This window comes from Streptomyces sp. NEAU-YJ-81, assembly GCF_017592595.1.
Taxonomy (GTDB): domain Bacteria; phylum Actinomycetota; class Actinomycetes; order Streptomycetales; family Streptomycetaceae; genus Streptomyces; species Streptomyces hygroscopicus_B.
Genome location: NZ_JAGFNO010000010.1, coordinates 270,731 through 294,041, shown reverse-complemented (window position 1 = coordinate 294,041; position 23,311 = coordinate 270,731). Strand labels below are relative to the sequence as shown.

Here is a 23,311-nt window from a genome sequence, read left to right as displayed (position 1 = left end):
AGAGCCTGCGCGGCGCCACAACGGACGGGTCCAGCAGGACTCGGGGTCCGCTTCCGGTGCCCTGCCGTCCGGGATACCGCGCCCCTGGTGGATCTACCAGGGCACCGGGCGCCCGCTCCACGACGTAAGCCTGGAGGAGATCCTTCCGCCGCCGCCCCCATGGCGCACCTTCGGCGGGGTCTCGGCCTGCCCGCCCGACGGCGACGGCCGGCCCGGCGCGTTATCCGATCGGGACGACACCCCGACCGAGCCCCCGGCGCCGCCGGAGGACGAGCAGGACACCGCCCGGCGGCTGGGCACGGCACCCCTGGGCGTGCGCTCCGACCCCGAGGAGGCCGATCTCGTCAACGCGGCGCTGATCCTCAGGCGTCCCCTTCTGGTGACGGGCCGCCCGGGCACCGGCAAGTCGACGCTCGCGTATCGCATCAGCCGGGAGCTGGGCCTGGGCCGGGTGCTGCGCTGGCCGATCACGACGCGATCCACCCTGCGGGCCGGGCTTTACGGCTACGATGCCGTCGGCCGTGTGCACGCCGCCGCGGCCGGACAGGCGTCGGAGGGGGACACGCACGAGCCCGGACCGGAGGACATCGGCGACTTCCTCCAACTCGGCCCGCTGGGCACGGCGATGCTCCCGCACCGTCTGCCGCGCGTCCTGCTCATCGACGAATTCGACAAGAGCGATATCGATCTGCCCAATGATCTGCTCGACATCTTCGAGGCCGGCGAATACTCCATTCCCGAGCTGGTGCGCATCCGCCGACGCCGCCCGGCCGTATCGGTCCTCACCGACGATCCGGAGCGCAGTACCGTCATCGCCTCGGGTCGGGTGCGCTGCAGCGCCTTCCCCGTCGTCGTCATCACCAGCAACGGCGAACGGGATTTCCCGCCCGCGTTCCTGCGGCGCTGTCTCCAGCTTCGGCTGCCCGACCCGGACGCGGACCGGCTCGCCGCGATCGTGGCCGCGCATCTGGGACGGGCCGACGATCCACGCGCGCGGGAGCTGATCCAGATGTTCCTCGAGCGCAGCGAGCGCGAAGGCGGCCTCGCCGCCGACCAGTTGCTCAACGCGGTGTATCTGGTGACGGCCCAGTCACATGTACCGGGGCCCGAGTGGGAGGAGCTACTGCAGGCCGTCTGGCACCGGCTGGACAGTGCAGCAGGCTCGACATGACATATGACCCAGGCGGCCGGGCCGCCGGGCCCGGCCCACGGGACCTCGACTGGCGGCAGCTGGCCGACGCCCTGTGGCTGGCGGTCTGCAAGGCCGAGACGGACCCCGGCCCCGGGCGGCCGGACCCGGGACCCCTCCCGGGGACACCGGAGGCGGACGCCCCGCCGCCCGGTGACGAGCCGTCCGACGAGCCGCGGCAGGACCGCGAAGGGGAGCACCCCGCGGCCGAGTCCGAGGCTGGGCCCGCGGTCGCGGAGCCGCTGCTCCCCGTGGAGCTGCTCGGCGTCCCCGCACCGCCTGGAGACGCGGAGCCGGTGACCGTCGCGGAAGCCTTCGTACCCGCGCGCCGGGCGTCCCTCTCCGAGCCGCCGCTGCCCGAGCGTGCCCTGTCCCGGGCGCTGCGGCCGCTCAAGCGCACCTCGCCCTCGCTGGTCGAGATGGAGATCGACGAGGAGGCCACGGCCGAGTGCGCGGCGCGCGAGGGGCTGTGGGTGCCCGCCTGTGTGCCGGTGCGCGAGCGCTGGATGGACGCCGTTCTGGTGGTGGACTGCGGCAGTTCGATGGTGGTGTGGCGGCGGACGGCCGAGCATCTGGTCACCGTGCTGCAACGCACCGGCGCCTTCCGGGATGTGCGGGTGCACCGGCTGAACACCGACCATCCGTTACCCGAGGACCGGTCGCCGGTCGACGGGATGGCGCCGCGCGGCAAGCGGACGGTGCTGGTGCTGACCGACGGCATCGGCGCGGCCTGGGCCGATGAGAGCGCCCAGCGCGCGCTGGCCCACTGGGCGCGGCACGCCTCGGTCGCCGTGCTGCATGTCTTGCACCAGGGCCGCTGGCACCACACCGGTGTGGCGCCGGAGCGGGTGCGGGTGCGGGTCCCCGAACCGGGCGCGCCCAATGGCACCTGGCGGCGGGCGGACGGCGGTTCCTGGCCGGGCGGCGCACCACCCGTCCCGGTACTGGAGCTGGACGCGCGGTGGATGGCCAACTGGGCGCGGCTGGTGACCCGCCCGTCGGCGCGCGGCGAGGACACGATGGCGCTGCTGCCCGGGGCGCCGGCCGAGCGCTGGGACCCCGAACCCGAACCGAGCGCCTGGGACCGCGTCTTCCGGTTCCGCGCCACCGCCTCGCCGAACGCCTTCCGGCTGGCGTCCCGGCTGGCCGCCGCGCCGTTGAACATTCCCGTGATGGAGTTCGTGCAGGGGATCCACCAGCCGGAGGGCAGCCCGGGCGACCTGGCCGAGGTCCTGCTGGGCGGACTGCTGCGCAAGGTGGGAACCGCCGACCCGCTGGACGAGACGGGCATCGGCTACGAGTTCCACGACGGGGTACGGGAACTGCTGCTGTCCGCCGGGATGCGGGACGAGTCGCTGTACATCCTCGGGAGCGTCCTCGATCGGCTCGGCCGCCGCTGGAAGCCGCTGCTGATGCTCCGCGATCTACTCAACCACCCCTCCGGGTCGGTGCGCGACCTTCCCAGGACGGAGCGCCTGCTTCCGTATATCCGCCTTCAGGAACAGGTCTACCAAGCGCTTTCCGGTCCGTATCTGGAGGGCGCGCGCTCCTTTCGCGCCCTGGTCCTGGCCCATCAGGCGCTCGCCCGCTCGGGGGAAAGCCGACCCGATCCAGTTGAAGACGCATTTCGCAGGGGAAAATATGTGGACTCCGAGGCGGTTGACATGACGTACTCCACGACTCCCCGACCTGATCCGCAACCCGAGGCCGACGATTCACCATCCCCGCCGGCGCACGGCACGCCGGGCCCGGCGGGGGAGCATCTGAGAGGAACATTCGTGTCCGTGACCGCTGCCCGGTCCCTGCCCGCCGTGGAGGAGCGCCAGGCCGGGGAACCCCCGTCCATCTGGGGAAATGTACCGCCCCGGAACAACAACTTCACCGGGCGGCAGACGTTGCTCGACACTCTCCACGAGCGGCTGAGGAGCGAGGGCACCGCCGCCGTGCTGCCCGAGGCCCTGCACGGGCTGGGCGGGGTGGGCAAGTCACAGATCGCACTGGAGTACGTCCATCAGCACGCCGCCGACTACGACGCGGTGTGGTGGATCCCGGCGGAGCGCCCCGAGCAGATCCGCCAGGCGCTGGTGCAGCTCGCCGAGCGGCTCGGGCTGCGCGCGGGCATGGAGGCCAACACGGCCGTGCCCAGCGTGCTCGACGCGCTGCGCACCGGACGCCCGTGCCGCAACTGGCTGCTGGTCTTCGACAACGCCGAAGAACTGGAGACGGTGCGGCCGTTCTTCCCGGCGGGCGGGCCGGGCCGGATCCTGGTCACCTCGAGGAACGCACAGTGGTCGCGCGCCGCCCGCACGGTCGAAGTGGACGTCTTCGAGCGGGAGGAGAGCATCGAGCTGCTGCGCCGCCGGGGGCCGGAGCTGCCGCGCGACCAGGCCGACCGGGTCGCCGACGCCCTGGGGGACCTTCCGCTGGCCATCGAGCAGGCGGCAGCCTGGCTCACCGAAACGGGTATGCCGGTCGACGAATACCTTCAGGTGTTCGAGGACGAGCGGGCCGATGTCTCCACCCGCCGTAACGAGCTGCTGGCGGCGGGCGTTCCGGTGGACTACCCCGAACCGGTCGCCGCCGCCTGGAACATGTCGCTGCGCCGGCTGGCCGAAACCCATCCCGGTGCGCTTCAACTTCTGCAGATGTGCTCGTTCTTCGCGCCCGAGCCGATCTCCCGGCGGCTCTTCTCCGGCGTGCGCGGGGTGTCCCTCTCCCCCGAGCTGTCGGAGGTGCTGCAGGACCCCATCAAGCTCGGCCACGCGATCCGTGAGATCAACCGCTACGCCCTGATCAAAATCAATCACCGCAGCAACACGATCGAAATGCACCGGCTGGTCCAGGCCGTGCTGATCGGCCAGATGTCCACGCAGCAGCAGGCGGACATGCGGCACAGCGCCCATGTGCTGCTGGCCTTCGGCGACCCCAACGACGTCGCTCCCCCGAACTGGGGGCGGTACGCCGACCTCCTCTCCCATGTCCGGGCCTCGCGCGCGATGGAGTGCGACGACAAATGGGTGCGGCAGATGGTGCGGAATCTGGTGCGTTTCCTCTTCATCTGGGGGGACCACGAGGGTGCGCTGGAACTCGGTAACCAGGTGCGCCGCAATTGGGTCGAGACACTCGGTGAGGACAGTCCGGAGACGCTGGCCGTCTCCCGGACCCTGGGCCATGTCCTGACCGTGCTCGGCCACTTCAAGGAGGCCAGGGAACTCAACAGCCGGACGCTGGAGCTGCAGCGCGCCAGCGAGGGCGACGACCACGAGAACACCCTGGTGACTCAGGGCGCGGTCGCCGTTGACACCCGCTACCAGGGCGACTACCCACGATACGTGGAGCTGGAGAAGAACCGCTGGACCAGGACCCTGCGGCTCTTCGGGGACGAGGACCCGTACTCCATCGGCGCGGCGAACGACTACGCCGTGGCGCTGCGCGCTGCGGGGAACTACGCACAGGCCCGGCAGATGGACGAGGAGGCACGGCGCACCGCCGGTCTGGTGCTCGGCGAGGACGCCTTGCTCACCATTCTGGTGGAGGCCAATCTCAGCATCGATGTCCGCGAGAGCGGGGAGTACCTGGCCGCCCGCGACATGCTGGAACAGACCTGTGCCCGCGTCCGCCGGGTGCTGCCGCAGAACGCGCCCGTCGGTGTCTACGCCCTGCGCAATCTCGCCGTGGCGCGCCGCAAGGCGGGCGACCACGAGGGCGCCCTGGACCTCAGCCGAGAGGTGCTGGAGCGCTATCGGCTGCGCTATACCGAACCCAACATCAACATCACCACGACGGCCCTGAACCTGTCGATGGATCTACGGCAGACCGCCGATCTGGAAGGCGCCCGTGAGCTCGGCCGGAAGTGCCTTGACGACATGCGCGTCGCCCTGGGGGAACGGCATCCGGCGACCCTGAGCGCCGCGGTCGACCTCGCGGTGACCCTGAGGCTGCTGGGCGAGACCGATGAGGCGCTCGTGCTGAACAAGGAAACGCTGCCGGTGCTCGTCGAGCAGCTGGGGGCCGACCATCCCGTGGCGCTGACCTGCGCCATCAACATGGCCAGCGACCACTACACGCTCGCGGACTACCAGGAGGCCCACGACCTGGACACCGAGACCCTGGCGACCTGCCGGTCCAAGCTCGGTGAGGACCACCCCACCACCCTCGCGTGTGCGGTCAATCTGTCGGGGGATCTGCGTGCGCTGGGCGAGGGCAGGCAGGCGGAGGAGTTGCACCAGGACGCGCTCAGCCGGATGCGCCGGGTGCTGACGGCCAGCCATCCGGCCACGGTCGCGGCGGCCCGGGGCATCCGGGCGGACTGCGATGTGGAGGCTACGGCCGTCTGACCTCCGGCGGCCGTCCCGCCGCGCGGACGGCCCGCCCCACCGGCCGTTCATCGATGCGTGCGCGTCCCGATCCATCGTGCGAGAGCCAACGGATCGGGGCCCTCGCCGTGCGCGGTGCGCACCCCCCGGTGCACGGCCAGAACCAGCTCGGGGCGGCTCAGCAGCGTCGTCCTGGCCGGGCCGTCCGGTAGGCCGAGCGCGAGCCCTGCCCACGCCTCGATGTCCTCCGGGTCCACTTCCAGCCGGTCCCGGAAGCCGCGCAGCGCGGCCGCAGTGTCCCCTGCGGCCCAGTCGAGGTCGGCCTGGTCCGGGGCCTCGTCGCCCTGTGGAATCCCCGCTTCCCCACCCTCGCACAGCCGGGCGAACCCCGCCGGGTCCCTTAGCCGGTGCCGGGCGAGCGCCGGGCGCGCCAGTGCCCCGGGACGGGTCGGCCGGACCGAGGTGGCGGGCAGCTCCCGCGGAGGGTCGGTCCGCTCCCGCCAGGCCCACGCCCACTGGGCGGTCCGCTCCGGGTCCGTCGACAGGTGGCGCATGCGGTGGACGAGCCGGTGGTCGTCGAGCAGATCGGACGCCAGGCGCTTCGGTACGGAGGGCACCCGCTGCGCGAGCCACAAGGCCAGCCGGCCCTCCAGCCGGTGGAGGAACTCCTCGCCCCTGGGGGTCAGTTCGGCGTCAGCGAGGAGCGTGCGCAGCCCCGAGTCGGTCTGTGCCCGCCGCAGCGCGAACTCGAACGCGGCGCTGTCCCGAGCCGGTCCGGGCTCGGCGCGCCGCACCCGGTCCCACCAGAATCCGGTCACGCCCAGGAACGCGTACACCCCCTGGAGGAGCCCGCGCAGCGGTCGCGGGTCCAGCCGCCAGGGCGCGTAGTGGATCTCCTCCAGGCCCCCTTCGATCAGGGGCACCAGGTCCATCAGGGCGCTGAGTTTGATGTGCTGGGCCTCGTGCACCAGCGCCGCGGCGAGGGTCAGCGGGTCCGTGGCCCCGTTGAGCAGCACACAGCCGTACGCCTCGGGCGATGAGGCGCTGAACGGTTCGGGCCAGGAGAGATACGGCACAGGCACGACAGAGGACAGGGAAGCACCGATTCCCCTCGGATCCACATTGGACTGTTGGCAGACCAGCCGCCAGGCGCCGTCGAATCGTTCCTGCCAGTCCTCCCGCTCCTCGTCGGTGAGGCGCTCCGGGGGTCTGATGCGGAAAAAGTCGCGATAGGGATCAATGTCGTCGACAAAGGGTGAGCAGACAATCCCCCGGTGTTCTCCGCTCAGTCGCCGCAGACCGTGCCAGCCCGGGGCCTCCGCAGAGAAATCGGCGGGCAGTGTCACCGAATGCGGGCCGCATAACACTGCCGCCTTTCCCTCGGCCACGACGACTTCGGCGATTTCGGCCCCGTCCGGAATGCGGGCGATTCCCAGAGCGGGCAGCATCACCCCGCCGTCGCCTACCGGGACGGTGATGCGGAAGTCGATTCCGGCGAGAAGAGCGGCCGAGGCGGCTGTGGCATGCAGATAGCCCACCGCGCTCCACAGCGGGCCATCCCCCGATTCCAGACCGCGCAGCCTGCGCAGACAGCAATTGAGCCACACCCCTACCGGAGGGTGCAGCAGCAGGGTCTCCACAGCGGCCGGGGAGCGGCGCTCGGCCCGGATCAGCAGTTGCCAGGCGTCCTGGGATGGAGGAAGGGGGCCGGGCAGGGAGGGGTGCTCGGACGCGATGTCCACCAAGGCGCGCAGCAGCAGCATGGCCCGGCTGCGCTGTCCCGACCTCAGCTCGGCCACGGCCGAGGGACCGCCCGAACCCCGCGCCAACTCGGTGAAACACTCCGCCGATAAACGATGGGCGCCACCCCGAACGCCGGAGGACGTCATAGTGACCTTCAACTCAGCACGCGCCCGACGCCGACGAGTTACCGCCGACCGTCGGCGGGAACTGGACGATGTCCAGCAGCCGCTCCGTCACCGCGGAAAGCCCCTCGTGCCGCTCAAGGTCTTCGAGTGTCGCCCCCGAAAGGTCCAGTAGCTCTGTCTCGACCTCGGTCGCGACTCGCTCCATGACACGGTCCCCCTCCGGACGCTCCCTACCGGCTCATTTGCGGCATCCCTATGGTGGCCTACCCCCTATTGATTGCGAAAGGGTGAACACGGCCAGTCGGCGCCCGCCTTGTCAAGATTTTCGGACACGTCGGCGCGCCGGGGAACGCCCCGATATGTCGGTGTCATCCACCCGTTCCGGACCGCATCGCCTCGACCTCGAACACGCCTCCGCACGCCCGGAACGACCGCGCCGAGATCTTCATCGCATCGAAGGAATCCGGCGGATAGACGCGAATCCGCGCGGCGGCGCGGCGGCACGGGGTGTCGGTCATGCCCTCGTTCAGCGTATGCAGGGCGGCGGAGGCGCTGCCGCCGGGCGGCAGGGAGATCGGAGAGTGCGTGGGGCCGCGCCGGGTGGCGGGGGCGCCGATCGCCGAGTCGGCCGAATCGAGCAGCGAGACACCGGGATATCCGGTGAGAGTGCAGGCCGTGGCGCCCTTGTTGGTGAACACCAGGGGCAGATACACATTGCCGGCGCCCACATCCACCCGGCCGGCCGACAGCGTCAACTGCGTCTTGGAGCAGACGCGGCGCGCACCGGAGGCGGCGGCGGGCTGCGAGGAGGACGCATGCGAGGGGGCGGAGTGCGCCGACGGCGGAGGGGACTGCGCGGTGTGCGAGGCGGGTCGCTCGTTCCGTGAGCGTTCGGATGTGTCGGCGGAGTCGGCCGAAGGGGAGGAGGGTGGTGCGGCCGAGGAGGCGGAGGTGACGGACGAGGCGCGCTGCGCGGAGTCCCCGTCCCCGGTGTCGCTGCCGCAGGCGGTGACCGTGGCCAGCGCGCCGACGAGCAGCGCGCATAAGACCGGTGGCCGGAGCGAGCGGGACCGCGATGTCGTCGTACGCCGAGCAGCCGAGCCGTTGCGTTGACTCATGAGCGACCTCCCGAGGTCAGCCATCTGCCGGGGACCGGCCGCGAGGTCGGGTGCCCCGATGCCTCCCGTGCGTCCCCCTTCAGTCTCCCTTCCCCGCCTGAAGGCTCTTATGTCCGGGCACATTGATCGCATCAGCGTGCCAATTCCTCACATGGGATTCTCTACCGCAAACATCAGAACGTCTTGTCCCAGCCAGAACCGTGGGATTACTGTTCGGCAGCCATCGCACTTGCCAACTGCCGTACCAGGACAGGAAGAAGGACTCCATGGCCGCTCGAGGACGTCATCGCCGGCCCCGCCCCCACCGCGTCTCCCGTGCCTCGCTCGCGATCACCGCGGGCGGCGCCGGGGTCGCCCTGCCGCTCATCGGCATCAGCCAGGCGAACGCCGCCTCAGTCGCCACACCCACCTCGCCCGCCCCGGCCGTCACCACCGTCAAGACGGTCACGGCCGCGAAGGCGCAGCCGCTCCTCATCGTCCCGAAGGCCGTGCCCGAGCCCCCGGCCAAGGCGCACCCTCAGCCCACCTCGTACACGGTCGTGCACGGCGACACCCTCTCCGCGATCGCGGACACGGAGAACGTGCCGGGCGGCTGGGAGCGCCTCTACGAGATCAACCGCCAGGTGATCGGCGCCGACCCGGATGTGATCCGCCCCGGCCAGCAGCTCACCCTCGCGCGCCACTGAACAGGCGGCGCCACTGAACGGCCGGGCGTCCGGACAGCGACGGGCATACCGGCATGCGGATATACGGACACGCGCGCATACCCATATGAGCCTCCGCCCGCGGTGGACCACCGCGGCGGACGGCCCTGCCCCTCAACGGGCCTCAGATCAACAAATGCGCCTTGGAGTGGGTGACTTCCTCGATGTCGCCACCTGCCTTGCCGATCAGCCGGTGCGCCAGATTGGTCAGTGCTCGCGCAGCCGCGATCTCCTCGCCGACCCTCGGCTGTGACGGGTCCTCGGGGTTGCGGTTGGCACGGCCCTGAGCCAGCATCTCGGTGCCGTCGTGCATCCTCAGCCGGACGACCGCTTCGGTCAGCGGACCGATCTCACGGAATTCCATCTGAATGTCGCATCCCACGATCGTCTCCATCGCGATCACCTCCTGCGTTACCTTCCAGGATGCGCCTCACCCGTCTCTCCAGTCGACCGGGACAGCAACTCCACCACCTCGTCGTCCGCGGTCTGGGAGAAGTCCTCGTACCACTCCCCCACCGCCGCGAAGTCCGACGGAGTCGAGAGGGCCACCACCTCGTCCGCGTCCTCGCGCAACGTGGTGACCGCGTCCGGCGGCGCCACCGGCACTGCGAGGACCACCCGGGCGGCGCCCTGGACCCGTGCGACCCGGCAGGCGGCCTGGGCCGTGGCGCCGGTCGCGATGCCGTCGTCCACGACGATCACGGTGCGGCCCTCGACCGGGACCCGTGAGCGGCCCTGGCGGAACCGGCGCGCCTTGCGGGCCAGCTCCTCCCGCTCGGTCCGCTCCACCTCGGCGAGATCCTCCTGGTCGGCCCGGCTCATCCGGACGATCGCCTCATGGACGACCCGTACACCGCCCTCGCCGATCGCGCCGAACCCCAGCTCCCGGTGGAAGGGGACGCCGAGCTTACGGACGATGATCACGTCCAGGGGCGCATGGAGCGTCCGGGCCACCTCGAAGGCCACCGGCACCCCGCCCCGGGGCAGCCCGAGCACGACCGGTTCGGCGTCGCCCAAGGGGCGCAGCGCCTCGCCGAGGCGCTGCCCGGCGTCCACCCGGTCGGTGAAGATCATTGACTCACCCCCGCTGCTCAGGACTCTTCTGCGAAGCAAGCCGACGGTTACGAAGCAAGCCGACGATTGGCCCGTCCGCAAACCGGCGGCCCCCCGGCCGACGGCCAGGGCGCGCGAATGCCACGGACTCCGGCACCCTGGAGGTATGGAGAACGCCACAGGCCCGGGCGAGTCCGGGTACCCCGTCTTCGTCGAGTCATTCGACACCGACAGCCGCTACCGGCGGGTGCGGCTGCGCGGCCTGGGCTGCGAACCACTCGAACCGGAGGAGTTCGAGCCGCGCGTCCGGCAGGTCTTCCCCGATATCGACCTCGACGACCCGGGCCAGGTCCACTGGGCGGACCGGCCCGGGCAGTGGCCGCCCTGGCATCCGGGCGAGGCATGACCGTCCTGGTCGGCACCTCGGGATGGCAGTACCGGGACTGGCGCGGCGACCTCTACCCGGAGAGCTGTCCGCAGCGGTTGTGGCTCGAGGAGTACACCCACGCCTTCGACACGGTGGAGAGCAACAACGCCTTCTACCGGCTGCCCTCGTACGACCAGTTCGTCACCTGGCGGGAGCGCCTTCCCGAGGGCTTTGTGATGGCGCTCAAGGCGAGCCGCTTCCTCACCCACATCAAGCGGCTGCGCGATCCGGACGAGCCGGTGGCGCGGCTGATGTCCCATGCGGCCGGGCTCGGCGACCGGCTGGGCCCCGTGCTGCTGCAGCTGCCGCCCACCCTGCGGGCCGACGGCGAGCTGCTGGACCGCTGCCTGCGCCGCTTCCCCGCCGGGACGCGGGTGGCCGTCGAACCGCGGCACACCTCCTGGTGGACGGAGGAGATCCGCGCGGTGCTGGAGCGCCGCGCGGCCGCGCTGTGCTGGGCGGACTCCGGCTCCCGCCCGGTCACCCCGCTGTGGCGGACCACCGGGTGGGGGTATGTGCGCTTCCATGGCGGCCTCGCCCGGCCGGCTCCGCACTACGGGCGCCAGGCGCTGGACACCTGGGCGCGGCGGATCCGGGACACCTGGCCGGCCGAGGCGCGGGTCTACGCGTACTTCAACAACGACACGGGCGGGGCGGCGGTGCACGACGCGGCCGTCTTCGCCCGCGCCGTCGCCCGCGCCGGCCGTCCGGTCAGCGCCGCCCCCGCGCGGTAGCGCCGGTGCCCGTCGGGCTCACTCCTTCACCGCCCCGCCCAGCATGCCCTCGATGAACCGGCGCTGCAGCGCCACGTAGACCACGACCACCGGCAGGGCGATGAGCACCGAGGCCGCCGCGAGGAGCGCCGCGTCGGAGCTGTGCTGGCCCTGGAAGAAGGCGAGGCCGAGGGGGACCGTGCGATGGGCCTCGTCGCTGACCATCACCAGGGCCATCAGGAACTCGTTCCAGGTCCACATGAAGGTGATCACGACCATGGTGGAGATCGCCGGGCGGGCCATCGGGACCAGGACACGCCACAGCGTGGTCCAGGTGTTCGCCCCGTCGATCCGGGCCGCCTCGATCACCGCCCGTGCGCTGCCGCGGAAGTACGTGCGCATCCAGAAGACCCCGAAGGCCAGGGACTGCGCGGTCTGCGGCAGGATCAACGCCCAGTAGCTGTCGGTGAGTTCGGCGTAGCGCAGATCGAAGTAGAGCGGGACGACCAGCGCCTCCTGGGGCAGGGTCAGCCCGATCACGAAGAGGTGGAAGAGCACCGTGGAGCCGGGGAAGCGCATCACCCCGAAGGCGTACGCGGCGAGGACGGCCAGCACCGTGGTGGCGGCCACCACGACCGCGGTGACCAGGACCGAGTTCCCGAGGTACGTGCCGAAGTGGCCACGGCTCCAGGCGTCGGCGAAGTTGCTCCAGTGCAGACCGCCCTTCGGCAGCGAGAAGCCGGTGTCCAGGGAGTTCTGCGAGCCGAAGGCCGTGGCGAGGATGCCGATCACGGGGGTGAGCGCGATGACCGTGAAGAGGGCGAGGATGCCGTAGGTGACGGTGCGTTCCAGGCGTGTCGTCATGCCCGCCGCCCTTCCACGAGCCGGGAGACCGTGACGGTCAGGACGAAGATCAGGACCGTGAGGGCCACGCCGACGGCGGCGGCCGAGCCGACCTGGTTGGTTTCGAAGGCCCGGTGGTAGACCTCGTAGGCGGGTACGGAGGTGGCGTTTCCGGGGCCGCCGCTGGTGGTGATGTAGATCAGGTCGAAGTTGCGCAGCCCCGCCACGATGGTCAGGGTCAGCGCCACCGCGATCTGCGGTCGCAGACCGGGCAGGGTGACGGTGAGGAACTCGCGCAGCGGCCCGGCGCCGTCCATTCGCGCCGCCTCGTACAGCTCACGCGGGATGCGCTGGGCCCCGGCGAGGAAGAGGACCATGCACAGCCCGGTGCCGACCCAGGTGCCGACGATGCCGACGGCGGGCAGCGCCCAGGTGTAGTCGCCGAGCCAGGGGCGGGCGAGGCCGCCGAGGCCGACCGCGCGGAGGGCGTCGTTGAGCAGCCCGTCGGGGGCGAGGATCGAGCGCCAGGCCACGCCGACCACGATCAGCGCCAGGACCTGCGGCAGGAACAGCACCGTACGGAAGAAGGTCATCCCCCGGATCCGGACCCGGGACATCAGGGCGGCCAGCAGCAGTCCGATGGCCACCGGCAGGGCCGCGTAGAAGACGAGCAGCAACAGCGCGTGGAGGAAGGGGGCGCGCAGGCTCGCGTCGCTGAACAGCGCGCGGTAGTTGTCGAATCCAGCGGGGGTGGCGACCGTCAGCCCGTCCCAGTGCACGAACGACAGCCACACCGACTGCCCGAAGGGGTAGAGCAGGAAGGCGGCGTACACGATCAGCGCGGGCAGGATGTACACATAGCCGATGGCGCGCGGCTCTCCGGGCGCCCGGCGGCGGTAGGCCCTGGTAAGAGCGGTGGGCTTCATCGGGTCCCCGCCGGTGCGGGGGTGGCCTTGTGCTGCTCGCGCTGCTTGGTCATAAACGCGCCGTAGTCCTTCTGCAGGGTCGCGGCGAAGGTGTCCGGGGAGGTCTTGCGGCTGATCACGCCCTGGAGGGCGGCCGAGAGCGTGTCGTAGAAGCTGGGGGTGGAGTAGTCCAGGTACGGGACGAGTCCGTCGGCGGCGCTCAGCCGCTTCCAGCCGGCGATCATCTGGCCGTCGGCGCTGTCCGGGCTCACCTGTTCCGCGGCCTTGCCCGGTACGGCGGGCAGCACTCCGTGCCGGGTCATGACGTCGGCGGCGTGCGCGTCGGTGAGGAAGTCCAGATAGGCGGCGGCCACCTCGGGGTGGCGGGAGCGGGAGGTGATGGACCAGGCGAGGCCCTGACCGCCGGTGGTGACGGGGTCGCCGCCGGCCCTGGCGGGCGGGGGCGGCATGATGCCCAGCTTGCCGCCCATGGACTTCTTGAGGTCGGCGAGCTGCCAGGTGCCGGTCAGCAGGTACGCGCCGTCGCCGGAGGCGAACTTCTTGGCCGCGTCGTCGTAGCCGAGGCCGTTGGCCCCGCCCGGCAGATAGCCGCGCTTCATCCAGTCGGCGAGGGTCGCCGCGGCGTCCTTGGTGGCGGCGTTGTCGAAGCCGTCGCCGCGGCCGAGGACGGTGTCGCGGGCGTCGGCGGCGCCGAGCTGGTCGTGCAGCACCCCGAAGGTGTGGATGGCCGGGTACTTGTCGAGGTTGCCGAACTGGACCGGCAGCTCGCCGCGGTCCTTGAGCCGGGCCAGGCCGTCGGTGAACTCGCCCCAGGTGCGCGGGGGTTGGAGCCCGGCCTGGTTCAGCAGGTCCTTGTTGTAGTAGAGGCCGATGTACTCGCCGGTCTGGGAGATGCCGTAGAGCCGCCCCCTGCCGAAGTCGTTGCCATCGGCGGAGACCCGGTTGAGATTGAGCAGGGTGCCGGGGTAGCGGGTGTTCCAGTCGTAGACCCCGGCGTAGTTGTCGAGCGGGGCGAGCAGCCCGGCCCGGACGAAGGCCACCATGTCCGGGTAGCCCTGGTTGGCCTGGATGACATCGGGCGGATTGTTACCGGAGACGGCCAGCTTCAGGGTGGTCTTCAGATCGGTGAAGCTCCGGGCGACCCGCTTGATCCGCACATTGGGGTACTTCTTCTCGAACTCCCGGTTCAGCTGCTGTATCTCGCCGTTGGTCCCGCCGCGTATCTCCTGGTCCCACACGGTCAGCGTGGTCTTTCCGGCCTTGGCCGGATCGGGTATCGCGGTGGCCGCGCCGGTCCCGGCACCGGCGGCCCCCGAGCCGTCGGTGCCGGGGACACACCCCGCGGCGAGCAGGACGACGCCGACGGCGAGCACGGCCGGGACGGCTCTGCCGCGTGGCCGGCGCGCCCGGGTGCGGGCGAGTTCCATGGGGTTCTCCTCGATGCGGTGGTCAGGAGCGTCAGGACCGTTGGGCACTGTCATGCACCCGGAAGCCGATAGTGGGCAGGGCCCGCGGCCGTGGGCAGTCGCGCACCCGGTCCGGGATCAGCTCGCCCAGGAAGGCGTAGCGGCGGGCGAGTTCGGCCGCGTCCGCTGCGCCGTCGGCAGGCCGCCGCACACGGTTCCACCAGGCGGCCACTTCCGGCCAGCCGGGCGCGGCGAGGGAGCCGCCGAAGTGCTGGACGGAGAGGGCGGCGGTGAGGTTGGCGAAGGCGAGCCGGTCGGTGAGCGGCCAGCCCGCGAGCGTTCCGGTCATGAATCCGGCCACGAAGACATCGCCCGCCCCGGTCGGGTCCAGGGCGTCCACGGGCAGCCCTGGCACCTCGGCGCTCTCCCCGGTGAGCGAGTCGATGGCCACGGCGCCCTCGGCGCCCCGGGTGACGACCGCGATCGGCACCAGCTCCGCCAGGGCGCGCACCGCCCGCTCGGGGCTGTCGGTGCGGGTGTAGCGCTGGGCCTCGGCCGCGTTGGGCAGGAAGGCGTGGGTGTAGGGCAGATCGGGGAGCGCGGCGGGGTCCCAGCGGCCGGATTCGTCCCAGCCGACGTCGGCGAAGATCTTGCTGCCCTGGGCGTGCGCCTGGCGCACCCAGTCCTCCTGGCGTCCCGGTTCGAAGGCGGTCACACAGGCGCGGGAGCGGGGCGGCGCGCCCTGGACGGCGGGCGGCGGGGCCGGATGCTCATGGGTGACCATGGTGCGCTCGCCCTCGTACGCCATGGAGACGGTGACCGGGGAGTGCCAGCCGGGGACGCGCCGCGAGTGGGTGAGGTCCACCCTCTCGCCGAGGGCGAGGCTCTCCCAGCAGTAGTCGCCGTAGACATCGGTGCCGAAGGCGGCGGCGAGCGTGGTGTGCAGTCCCAGCCGGGCCAGGGCGGTGGCCATGTTGGCGATGCCGCCTGGGCTCGATCCCATGCCGCGCGCCCAGGACTCGGTGCCGCGGACGGGGGCGTGGTCGAGCCCGGTGAAGATGATGTCCAGGAACACGGTGCCGGTGAGGTACACGTCGTGCTCGGGGTCCGCGGAGGCGCGCAGCGCCGCGAGCGGGTCGATCGGCTGGATCGGATCGGGTGTTGCGGCCGTGGTGCTCACCGACGTGCCTTTCCTTGTGCGGCATGGCCTGTTCGCGCCCAGGACCCTGGTGGCGTGAGCGACACCTTGCACCTCGGCCGTGTCGAATGCAAGAGGTCGATCACAGTCGCGCACACTCGCTCATCTGGAGTACGTTGCCACCATGCTGCGAGAGACCCGCCACGAGAAGCTGCTGAGCATCCTCGGCGAGGAGGGCGTGCTGCCCATCGGGGAGATCGCCACGCGTCTGGGCATCAGCGAGGCCACCGCCCGCCGGGACCTCACCGAGCTGGGCCGGGCGGGCCGGCTCACCCGGGTCTACGGCGGCGCGGTGGCGGCACCCACCGAGGACGAGGAGCGCCCGTTCGGCGAGGTGGCGGTCGACGACCTGGCCGACAAGGAGGCCGTCGCCCGCGCCGCCGCGGAGCTGGTCGCGGACGGCGATGTGCTGCTGCTGGACATCGGCACCACCACCCTCCAGCTCGCCAAGCTGCTGCGCGGCCGTCCGGTCACCGTGGTGACCAGCAATCTCGCGGTCTACGACGAGCTGCGCGACGACCCGAAGGTGACCCTGATCCTGCTGGGCGGGCAGGTGCGCGCCAACTACCGCTCCCTGGTCGGTTTTCTCACCGAGTCCAACCTCCGCCAGCTTCGGGTCGGCCGGCTCTTCCTCGGCGCGAGCGGGGTCCTCCCCGACGGCAGCGTGCTGGACAGCACCCATGTGGAGGTGCCGGTCAAACGGGCCATGCTCGGCGCCACGCGGGAGGTGGTGCTGCTCGCCACCGCGGGGAAGTTCCCCGGTGACACCGGCCTCGCCCGGATCTGCGGACCGGAGCGGATCGACACCCTGATCACCAACAAGACATCCGACCCGGCGACGCTCGCCGTATTCCGCGAGGCCGATGTGGAGGTAGTGACCGTATGAGGCTGACTGTGCTGGGCGGCGGCGGGTTCCGTATGCCCCTGGTGTACCGGGCCCTGCTCGATGACACCGGGGACGAGGCCGGGCGCTGCACCGAGCTGGTGCTGTACGACACCGACCCGCACCGGCTGGACGCGATCCGCGCGGTCCTGGCCGAACAGGCCGAGGGCCGCCCCACCGCCCCCGCGGTCCGTGCCACCACCGACCTGGACGAGGCGCTGCGCGGCGCCGACTTCGTCTTCTCGGCCATCCGGGTGGGCGGTCTGGAGGGCCGGGCGAACGATGAGCGGATTCCGCTCGGCGAAGGGGTGTTGGGGCAGGAGACCGTGGGCGCGGGCGGGGTGCTCTACGGGCTGCGCACCCTCCCGGTGGCGCTGCGGATCGCGGAGCGGATCGCCACCGTGGCTCCGGACGCGTGGGTCATCAACTTCACCAACCCGGCGGGCATGGTCACCGAGGCGATGCAGCGGGTGCTCGGCGACCGGGTGATCGGCATCTGCGACTCCCCGGTCGGCCTGTGCCGCCGCGCCGCGCGGGCGGTCGGGGCCGATCCGGACCGGGCCGTCTACGACTACGTGGGCCTCAACCATCTGGGCTGGCTGCGCCGGGTGGTGGTGGACGGCCGGGACCGGCTGCCCCAGTTGCTCGGCGACACCGCCGCCCTGGAGTCGTTCGAGGAGGGCAAGCTCTTCGGCGCCGAGTGGCTGCGGGCGCTCGGCGCGCTGCCGAACGAGTATCTGCACTACTACTACTTCAACCGGGAGGCGGTGGCCTCGATCCGCCAATCCCCGGCCACCCGGGGGGAGTTCCTCCGCGACCAGCAGGCCCGGTTCTACGAGACGGCGGGCTCCGGCGCGCCCGGGGCGCTCACGGCGTGGGAGCGCACCCGGCTGGAGCGCGAGGCCACGTACATGGCCGAGAGCCGCGAGGCCACCGGCGGCTGGGAGCGCGACTCCTGCGATCTGGACGGCGGCGGCTACGACCGGATCGCGCTCGCCATCATGCGGGCCATCGCCCGCGATGAGCGCGCCACGCTGATCCTCAACGTGCGCAACCGTACGGCGGTCCCCGGGCTGGACGAGGACGCCGTGGTGGAGGTCCCCTGCCTGGTGGACGCGGGCGGGGCGCGGCCGCTGGCGACCGGCGCGGTGGCGCCGGACCAGCTCGGCCTGATGCTGTCGCTCAAGGCCGTGGAGCGCTCGGCCATCGAGGCGGCCACGACCGAAGCGGGCAGCGATTCGGGCATCGCCCGCGGCGCGGCCCTGCGGGCCCTGGCACTTCACCCCTTGGTGGACTCGGTCAAGGTCGCGGGCCGGATTCTGGACGCCTCCGGGGCGCTCGCCCGCTCATAGCACATGTCCGTTCGGGCATTCCCCAGTATCTGGAGGCGCCCGGTCGGGCTCCGTTCACGCCCTCTTTGGGTAAACGGGCGAGAATCGGGCCTGCCAGGGGGATGATCAGGCATCCGGGTTCCTCACCGTCCGTTGCCTCATCCGTCCTGACCTGCTGAGATAACGGTTGTGAAACGGGCGCATACAGTCACGATCTCCGCGGTGCCAAGGCTGGCCACTCCTGTTGCACGCTTGTAAAACTGCCACGCAAGCCGAAAGAGAAGGCAGGAGGTGCGGCGTGGACGCCGAGGAACGCCGTCGGGAGATCCTCGACACGGCTCGCCGTGCCGGCGTCGTCGATGTGGGCAAGCTCGCCGCCGACCTTGGGGTGTCCAAGGAGACGGTGCGCCGCGATCTGCGGGTTCTGGAACAGCACGGACTGGTGCGGCGCACCCATGGCGGCGCCTACCCCGTGGAGAGCGCCGGTTTCGAGACCACCCTGGCCTTCCGCACCACCATGCATGTACCCGAGAAGTCGCGGATCGCGACCGCGGCCGCCGATCTGCTGGGCGATGCCGAGACGGTCTTCATCGACGAGGGATTCACCCCGCAGCTGATCGCGGAGGCCCTGCCCCGGGACCGGCCGCTCACCGTGATCACCGCTTCCCTCACGACCGCCACCGGCCTCGCCACCCGTGACAACACCACCGTGCTGCTCCTCGGCGGCCGGGTGCGCGGCGGCACGATGGCCACCGTCGACCACTGGGCGACGCATATGCTCTCGGGCTTCGTCATCGACCTGGCCTTCATCGGCGCCAACGGCATCTCCCGCCAGTACGGCCTGACCACCCCGGATCCGGCGGTCAGCGAGGTCAAGGCGCAGGTGGTGCGAGTGTCCCGGCGGAAGATCTTCTCCGGGGTGCACACCAAGTTCGGAGCCGTCAGCTTCTGCCGGTTCGCCGATGTCTCGGACTTCGAAACGATCGTGACCGACACCGGTCTACCGCTGACCGAGGCACATCGCTATTCGCTGCTGGGCCCCCAGATCGTCAGGGTCTGACGCCCTTCCTCCGCTGTTTTCACCTTCCCCACGTCCCTTCGATTGGACCCGTTATGCCAGTCCTGACTCTTCGTGCTGCCCGGATACCGGTGGTGGCCCTGACCGCGGGCGCGCTCCTGACCGGTTGCGCCGGTATGGGGGGCGGCAGCTCAGGCGACAAGACCATCCGCGTCCTGATGGTGAACAACCCGCAGATGGTGGACTTGCAGAAGCTCACCACGAAGTATTTCACCAAGGAAACGGGCATCACGGTCAAATTCACGATGATGCCCGAGAACGAGGTCCGCGACAAGATCAGCCAGGACTTCGCCAATCAGGCGCGCCAGTACGACGTGGCCACCATCAGCAATTTCGAGGTGCCCTTCTACGCGAAGAACGGCTGGCTGATGCCGCTGGACGGCTATGCCGCCAAGGACAAGGCATTCGATCAGAAGGACGTCCTCCCCTCGATGCGGCAGTCGCTGACCGCCGAGGACGGCAAGCTCTACGCCGAGCCGTTCTACGGCGAGTCGTCGTTCCTGATGTACCGCAAGGACGTCCTCGCCGAGAAGCATCTGAAGATGCCCGAGCGGCCCACCTGGCAGCAGGTCGCGGACATCGCGGCCAAGGTCGACGGCTCCCGCAAGGGGATGAACGGCATCTGCCTGCGCGGACTGCCCGGCTGGGGTGAGCTGATGGCCCCGCTGACCACGGTGGTCAACACCTTCGGTGGCACCTGGTTCACCAAGGACTGGAAGGCGCAACTGGACTCGCCCGAGTTCACCAAGGCGACCAAGTTCTATGTCGACCTGGTGCGCAAGCACGGTGAGGCCGGCGCGGCCCAGTCGGGCTTCGCCGAGTGCCTGAACAACCTCACCCAGGGCAAGAGCGCCATGTGGTACGACGCCACCTCGGCCGCCGGATCGCTGGAGGCCGCCAAGTCCCCGGTCAAGGGCAAGATCGGATATGTCCAGGCGCCGGTGGAGAAGACCGACAGCTCGGGCTGGCTCTACACCTGGGCCTGGGGCGTCCAGAAGGCGTCGCGCCACCCCGACAACGCGTGGAAGTTCATCTCCTGGGCGTCCAGCAAGAAGTACGAGGACCTGGTCGGAAAGAACTTCGGCTGGGCCAACGTCCCCGCGGGCAAGCGGTCGTCCACTTATTCCAATCCGGACTACCGCGACACCGCCGGCTCCTTCTCCGAAGAGACCCGCAAGGCGATCCTCAGCGCCAAGCCGCGTGATCCGGGAGTGCAGCCCCGGCCGACCATCGGCATCCAGTTCGTCGACATCCCCGAATTCGCCGATCTGGGCACCAAGGTCGCCCAGGAGATCAGCGCCGCCATCGCCGGGAAGCAATCCGTCGAGTCGGCATTGAAGAAGTCGCAGCAGCTGGCCGAGAAGGTCGGCGAGGAGTACCGATGAGTAATCCGACGACGGCAGTATCCGTAAGCGGCGAGCGGCCACCGACCGCGGCGCCCACCTCCGCACGGCGCCCCGTGGCGCAGCGGAACCGGGCCCGGGAGTGGGCCACCCGGGCGCCGCTGCTGCCCGCACTGATCTTTCTGATCGTGGTCACCCAGCTTCCGTTCGTGGCCACGCTGGTGATCTCGCTCTTCGACTGGAACTCCTTCCGGCCCGACCGCCGCGCGTTCGCGGGGCTGGAGAACTACAAGACGGTGCTCAGCGACGAGGCGCTGCGCGAGTCCATCGTCACCACCGTGCTGCTGACCGCCTCCGTGGTGATCGTCAGCGTGGTGCTGGGGCTGCTGCTGGCGCTGCTGCTGGACCGCAAGTTCCGCGGCCGGGGCCTGGTCCGCACCATGCTCATCGCACCGTTCCTGCTGGTGCCGGTGGCCTCGGCGCTGCTGTGGAAGCACGCGCTGTACAACCCCGAGTACGGCCTGTTCAACGGCGTGCTCAACTGGCTGGGCGGCCCCCAGCCGGAGTGGCTCACCGATACGCCGCTGATCGCGGTGGAGGCGTCGCTGATCTGGCAGTGGACGCCGTTCATGATGCTCATCCTGCTGGCCGGGCTGCAGAGCCGCCCGCTGGACATGATCGAGGCGGCCCGGCTGGACGGGGCGGGGGCCTGGCAGATCTTCCGCTTTCTGACGCTGCCGCATCTGCGCCGCTATCTGGAGCTCGGCACCCTGCTCGGGTCCATCTACATCGTGCAGAACTTCGACGCCGTCTTCACCATGACCCGCGGTGGCCTGGACACCGCCAACCTGCCGTACACCATTTACGAAACCTTCTACAACGCCCACGAGTACGGGCTGGCATCGGCCGCGGGGGTCGTGGTGGTGATCGGCACGATCATCATCGCCACCTTCGCGCTGCGCGTGGTGTCGTCCCTCTTCCGTGAGGAGGCGTCCCGCGCATGACCGCCGTGAGCACCCCGGTGCCCATCACATCCGTTCCGGAAGCCACCCGCCGGGCCAAGCGGCGCGGTGCCGCGCTCGGCGTACTGGCCTGGTTCATCGGCATCGTCTTCGTCCTGCCCGTGCTGTGGATGCTGCTGACCTCGTTCCACTCCGAGGCCGACGCCGCCACCAACCCGCCGTCGCTGGCCGCTCCGCTGACCCTCGACGGGTACAAGGACTTCTTCGGCGTGGGCGGCGGGGCCAGCCCCTGGCCCGCGCTGCTCAACTCGGTGGGCACCTCCCTCTTCTCCACCTGCTTCGTGCTGGTGCTGGCGCTTCCGGCGGCGTTCGCGCTGTCGATCCGGCCGGTGCGCAAGTGGACGGATGTGATGTTCTTCTTCCTGTCCACCAAGATGCTGCCGGTGGTGGCCGGACTGCTGCCGGTGTTCCTGTTCGCCAGGGACATCAACTTCCTGGACAACGTCTGGTTGTTGGTGATCCTCTACACCTCGATGAACCTGCCGATCGCGGTGTGGATGATGCAGTCCTTCCTCGCCGACATCCCGGTGTCCATCATCGAGGCCGCCCAGATGGACGGGGCGCGGCTGCCCACCATCCTGTGGCGGGTCGTCGCCCCGATCGCGGGCCCGGGCATCGCCGCCACCTCGCTGATCTGCTTCATCTTCAGCTGGAACGAAATGCTCTTCGCCCAAGTGCTCACCGGTGTGGTCGCCCAGACCGCCCCGGCGTTCCTGACCACGTTCGTCACCAGCCAGGGGCTGTTCCTGGCCAAGGTGTGCGCGGCGTCGATGGTCATTTCTCTGCCGGTGCTCGCCGCCGGTTTCGCCGCCCAGGACAAGCTGGTCCAGGGCCTTTCGCTAGGAGCAGTCAAATGAGGGCCGCAGTCATCGAAGCCCCCGGCAAGGTCACCGTCGCCACCGTCGCGGACCCCACCCCGGGCCCCCGTGAGGTCGTGGTGGACGTGGCGGCCTGCGGGCTGTGCGGCACCGATCTGCACATTCTGCAGGGGGAGTTCGCGCCCACGCTGCCGATCGTCCCCGGGCATGAGTTCGCCGGTGTGGTCGTGGGCATCGGCAGCGGTGTCACCGAGCTGGAGGTGGGCGACCGGGTCGCGGTCGACCCCTCTCTGCACTGCCACGAGTGCCGATACTGCCGGATCGGCCGGGGCAATCTGTGCGACAACTGGAACGCGATCGGGGTCAGCGTCGCCGGCGGGGCCGCCGAGTTCGCGGTGGCCCCGGTGGCCAACTGCGTCAAGCTGCCCGAGCATGTGGACGTGGCCGACGCGGCCCTGATCGAGCCGCTGTCCTGCGCGGTGCGCGGCTATGACGTGCTCAACGGCAACCTGGGCGCCGAGGTGCTCATCTACGGCTCCGGCACCATGGGGCTGATGATGCTGGAGCTGGCCAAGCGGACCGGTGCCGCCAGCGTGGACATGCTCGACGTCAACTCCGAGCGGCTGGCCACCGCCGGCACCCTCGGCTGCACCCGGTCCGCCGCCTCGGCGGACGAGCTGGAGCAGCCGCGCGGCTGGGACGTGGTCATCGACGCCACCGGCAACCAGGCCGCCATTCAGGACGGCCTGGGCCGGGTGGCCAAGGCCGGAACGTTCCTGCAGTTCGGTGTCTCCGACTATGCGACGCGGGCCACCATCGAGCCGTACAAGATCTACAACCAGGAGATCACCATCACCGGCTCCATGGCCGTGCTGCACAGCTATGAGCGCGCCGCCGGGCTGTTCGCGACCGGCGTGCTGGACCCGAAGATCTTCATCAGCCACCGGCTGCCGCTGGAGGAGTACCCCCAGGCGCTCGACCAGTTCAAGGCGGGACAGGGCCGGAAGATCGTGGTCGTCCCGTAACCGTACGTGGTTGACGGCCCAGGCCCGGGGCACCAGGCTTGGGCCGTCAA

General features: G+C 70.5%; 20 protein-coding genes and 1 pseudogene. 12 read left to right on the top strand and 9 right to left on the bottom strand.

Features of this window, described 5'->3' with window-relative positions; all coding sequences use genetic code 11:
* Positions 1-61 precede the first annotated feature (61 nt).
* Complete coding sequence (locus J5X86_RS23800) at positions 62-1,171, top strand: MoxR family ATPase (protein ID WP_208518787.1); 1,110 nt, start codon at positions 62-64, stop codon at positions 1,169-1,171.
* Entirely contained in the window at positions 1,168-5,526 is a 4,359-nt protein-coding gene (gene fxsT, locus J5X86_RS23795) for an FxSxx-COOH system tetratricopeptide repeat protein (RefSeq protein ID WP_208518760.1), read from the top strand. Before J5X86_RS23800 ends, fxsT begins: the two co-directional genes overlap by 4 nt.
* A gap of 47 nt (positions 5,527-5,573) precedes the next feature.
* Here the strand turns inward: fxsT and J5X86_RS23790 are convergent, their stop codons facing one another.
* The 3 genes from J5X86_RS23790 to J5X86_RS23780 form a co-directional block, all read right to left on the bottom strand.
* A complete protein-coding gene (locus tag J5X86_RS23790) occupies positions 5,574-7,304 on the bottom strand; it encodes an HEXXH motif domain-containing protein (RefSeq protein ID WP_308124698.1) in 1,731 nt (576 codons plus the stop codon).
* Between the two features lie 103 nt (positions 7,305-7,407).
* Positions 7,408-7,578 (bottom strand): hypothetical protein, encoded by a 171-nt coding sequence (locus tag J5X86_RS23785; RefSeq protein ID WP_208518758.1) that lies wholly within the window; start codon positions 7,576-7,578, stop codon positions 7,408-7,410.
* A 163-nt stretch (positions 7,579-7,741) separates the two neighbouring features.
* Entirely contained in the window at positions 7,742-8,491 is a 750-nt protein-coding gene (locus tag J5X86_RS23780) for a DUF4232 domain-containing protein (protein ID WP_208518757.1), read from the bottom strand.
* Between the two features lie 266 nt (positions 8,492-8,757).
* Here J5X86_RS23780 and J5X86_RS52040 point away from each other — a divergent pair, with 266 nt between their 5' ends.
* Positions 8,758-9,177, top strand: a complete 420-nt coding sequence (locus J5X86_RS52040; RefSeq protein ID WP_279595333.1) for a LysM peptidoglycan-binding domain-containing protein — start codon at positions 8,758-8,760, stop codon at positions 9,175-9,177.
* Positions 9,178-9,319: 142 nt separating this feature from the next.
* Here the strand turns inward: J5X86_RS52040 and J5X86_RS23770 are convergent, their stop codons facing one another.
* Together J5X86_RS23770 and J5X86_RS23765 are read right to left on the bottom strand one after the other, a co-directional pair.
* The gene (locus J5X86_RS23770; protein ID WP_059146202.1) at positions 9,320-9,589 is read right to left on the bottom strand and encodes a DUF1876 domain-containing protein; all 270 of its coding nucleotides are present in this window, start codon (positions 9,587-9,589) and stop codon (positions 9,320-9,322) included.
* A gap of 38 nt (positions 9,590-9,627) precedes the next feature.
* Positions 9,628-10,269: pseudogene (locus J5X86_RS23765) on the bottom strand (phosphoribosyltransferase); the annotation flags it as partial.
* Positions 10,270-10,414: 145 nt separating this feature from the next.
* On the opposite strand from J5X86_RS23765, the gene J5X86_RS23760 reads away from it, so the two are divergent.
* Both J5X86_RS23760 and J5X86_RS23755 read left to right on the top strand, forming a co-directional pair.
* Positions 10,415-10,654 (top strand): hypothetical protein, encoded by a 240-nt coding sequence (locus J5X86_RS23760; protein WP_208518755.1) that lies wholly within the window; start codon positions 10,415-10,417, stop codon positions 10,652-10,654.
* Complete coding sequence (locus J5X86_RS23755; protein WP_208518754.1) at positions 10,651-11,409, top strand: DUF72 domain-containing protein; 759 nt, start codon at positions 10,651-10,653, stop codon at positions 11,407-11,409. Before J5X86_RS23760 ends, J5X86_RS23755 begins: the two co-directional genes overlap by 4 nt.
* Before the next feature lie 18 nt (positions 11,410-11,427).
* Here the strand turns inward: J5X86_RS23755 and J5X86_RS23750 are convergent, their stop codons facing one another.
* Genes J5X86_RS23750 through J5X86_RS23735 form a run of 4 tightly spaced genes read right to left on the bottom strand, consistent with a single transcriptional unit; the run spans position 11,428 to position 15,743 of the window.
* On the bottom strand, positions 11,428-12,252 hold the full coding sequence (locus J5X86_RS23750) for a carbohydrate ABC transporter permease (protein ID WP_208518753.1): 825 nt from the start codon (positions 12,250-12,252) through the stop codon (positions 11,428-11,430).
* Entirely contained in the window at positions 12,249-13,157 is a 909-nt protein-coding gene (locus J5X86_RS23745; RefSeq protein ID WP_208518752.1) for a carbohydrate ABC transporter permease, read from the bottom strand. The genes J5X86_RS23750 and J5X86_RS23745 overlap by 4 nt, the downstream gene beginning before the upstream one ends.
* On the bottom strand, positions 13,154-14,584 hold the full coding sequence (locus J5X86_RS23740) for an extracellular solute-binding protein (protein WP_208518785.1): 1,431 nt from the start codon (positions 14,582-14,584) through the stop codon (positions 13,154-13,156). The genes J5X86_RS23745 and J5X86_RS23740 overlap by 4 nt, the downstream gene beginning before the upstream one ends.
* Positions 14,585-14,615: 31 nt before the next feature.
* The gene (locus tag J5X86_RS23735; RefSeq protein WP_208518751.1) at positions 14,616-15,743 is read right to left on the bottom strand and encodes a PfkB family carbohydrate kinase; all 1,128 of its coding nucleotides are present in this window, start codon (positions 15,741-15,743) and stop codon (positions 14,616-14,618) included.
* A 142-nt stretch (positions 15,744-15,885) separates the two neighbouring features.
* Here J5X86_RS23735 and J5X86_RS23730 point away from each other — a divergent pair, with 142 nt between their 5' ends.
* From J5X86_RS23730 to J5X86_RS23700, 7 genes are all read left to right on the top strand, one after another.
* Positions 15,886-16,647, top strand: a complete 762-nt coding sequence (locus J5X86_RS23730; RefSeq protein ID WP_208518750.1) for a DeoR/GlpR family DNA-binding transcription regulator — start codon at positions 15,886-15,888, stop codon at positions 16,645-16,647.
* The gene (locus tag J5X86_RS23725) at positions 16,644-17,996 is read left to right on the top strand and encodes a 6-phospho-beta-glucosidase (RefSeq protein WP_208518749.1); all 1,353 of its coding nucleotides are present in this window, start codon (positions 16,644-16,646) and stop codon (positions 17,994-17,996) included. Before J5X86_RS23730 ends, J5X86_RS23725 begins: the two co-directional genes overlap by 4 nt.
* Before the next feature lie 277 nt (positions 17,997-18,273).
* Positions 18,274-19,035: a DeoR/GlpR family DNA-binding transcription regulator gene (locus J5X86_RS23720; protein WP_020866433.1), complete on the top strand. Its 762-nt coding sequence runs from the start codon at positions 18,274-18,276 to the stop codon at positions 19,033-19,035.
* 53 nt (positions 19,036-19,088) lie between these two features.
* Complete coding sequence (locus J5X86_RS23715; protein WP_208518748.1) at positions 19,089-20,438, top strand: sugar ABC transporter substrate-binding protein; 1,350 nt, start codon at positions 19,089-19,091, stop codon at positions 20,436-20,438.
* On the top strand, positions 20,435-21,400 hold the full coding sequence (locus tag J5X86_RS23710) for a carbohydrate ABC transporter permease (protein ID WP_208518747.1): 966 nt from the start codon (positions 20,435-20,437) through the stop codon (positions 21,398-21,400). The genes J5X86_RS23715 and J5X86_RS23710 overlap by 4 nt, the downstream gene beginning before the upstream one ends.
* Complete coding sequence (locus J5X86_RS23705; RefSeq protein WP_078639161.1) at positions 21,397-22,275, top strand: carbohydrate ABC transporter permease; 879 nt, start codon at positions 21,397-21,399, stop codon at positions 22,273-22,275. The genes J5X86_RS23710 and J5X86_RS23705 overlap by 4 nt, the downstream gene beginning before the upstream one ends.
* Positions 22,272-23,261 carry a zinc-dependent alcohol dehydrogenase family protein gene (locus J5X86_RS23700; protein WP_059146081.1) on the top strand — a complete coding sequence of 330 codons (990 nt, stop codon included), beginning with the start codon at positions 22,272-22,274 and terminating at the stop codon, positions 23,259-23,261. Before J5X86_RS23705 ends, J5X86_RS23700 begins: the two co-directional genes overlap by 4 nt.
* Positions 23,262-23,311 lie beyond the last annotated feature (50 nt).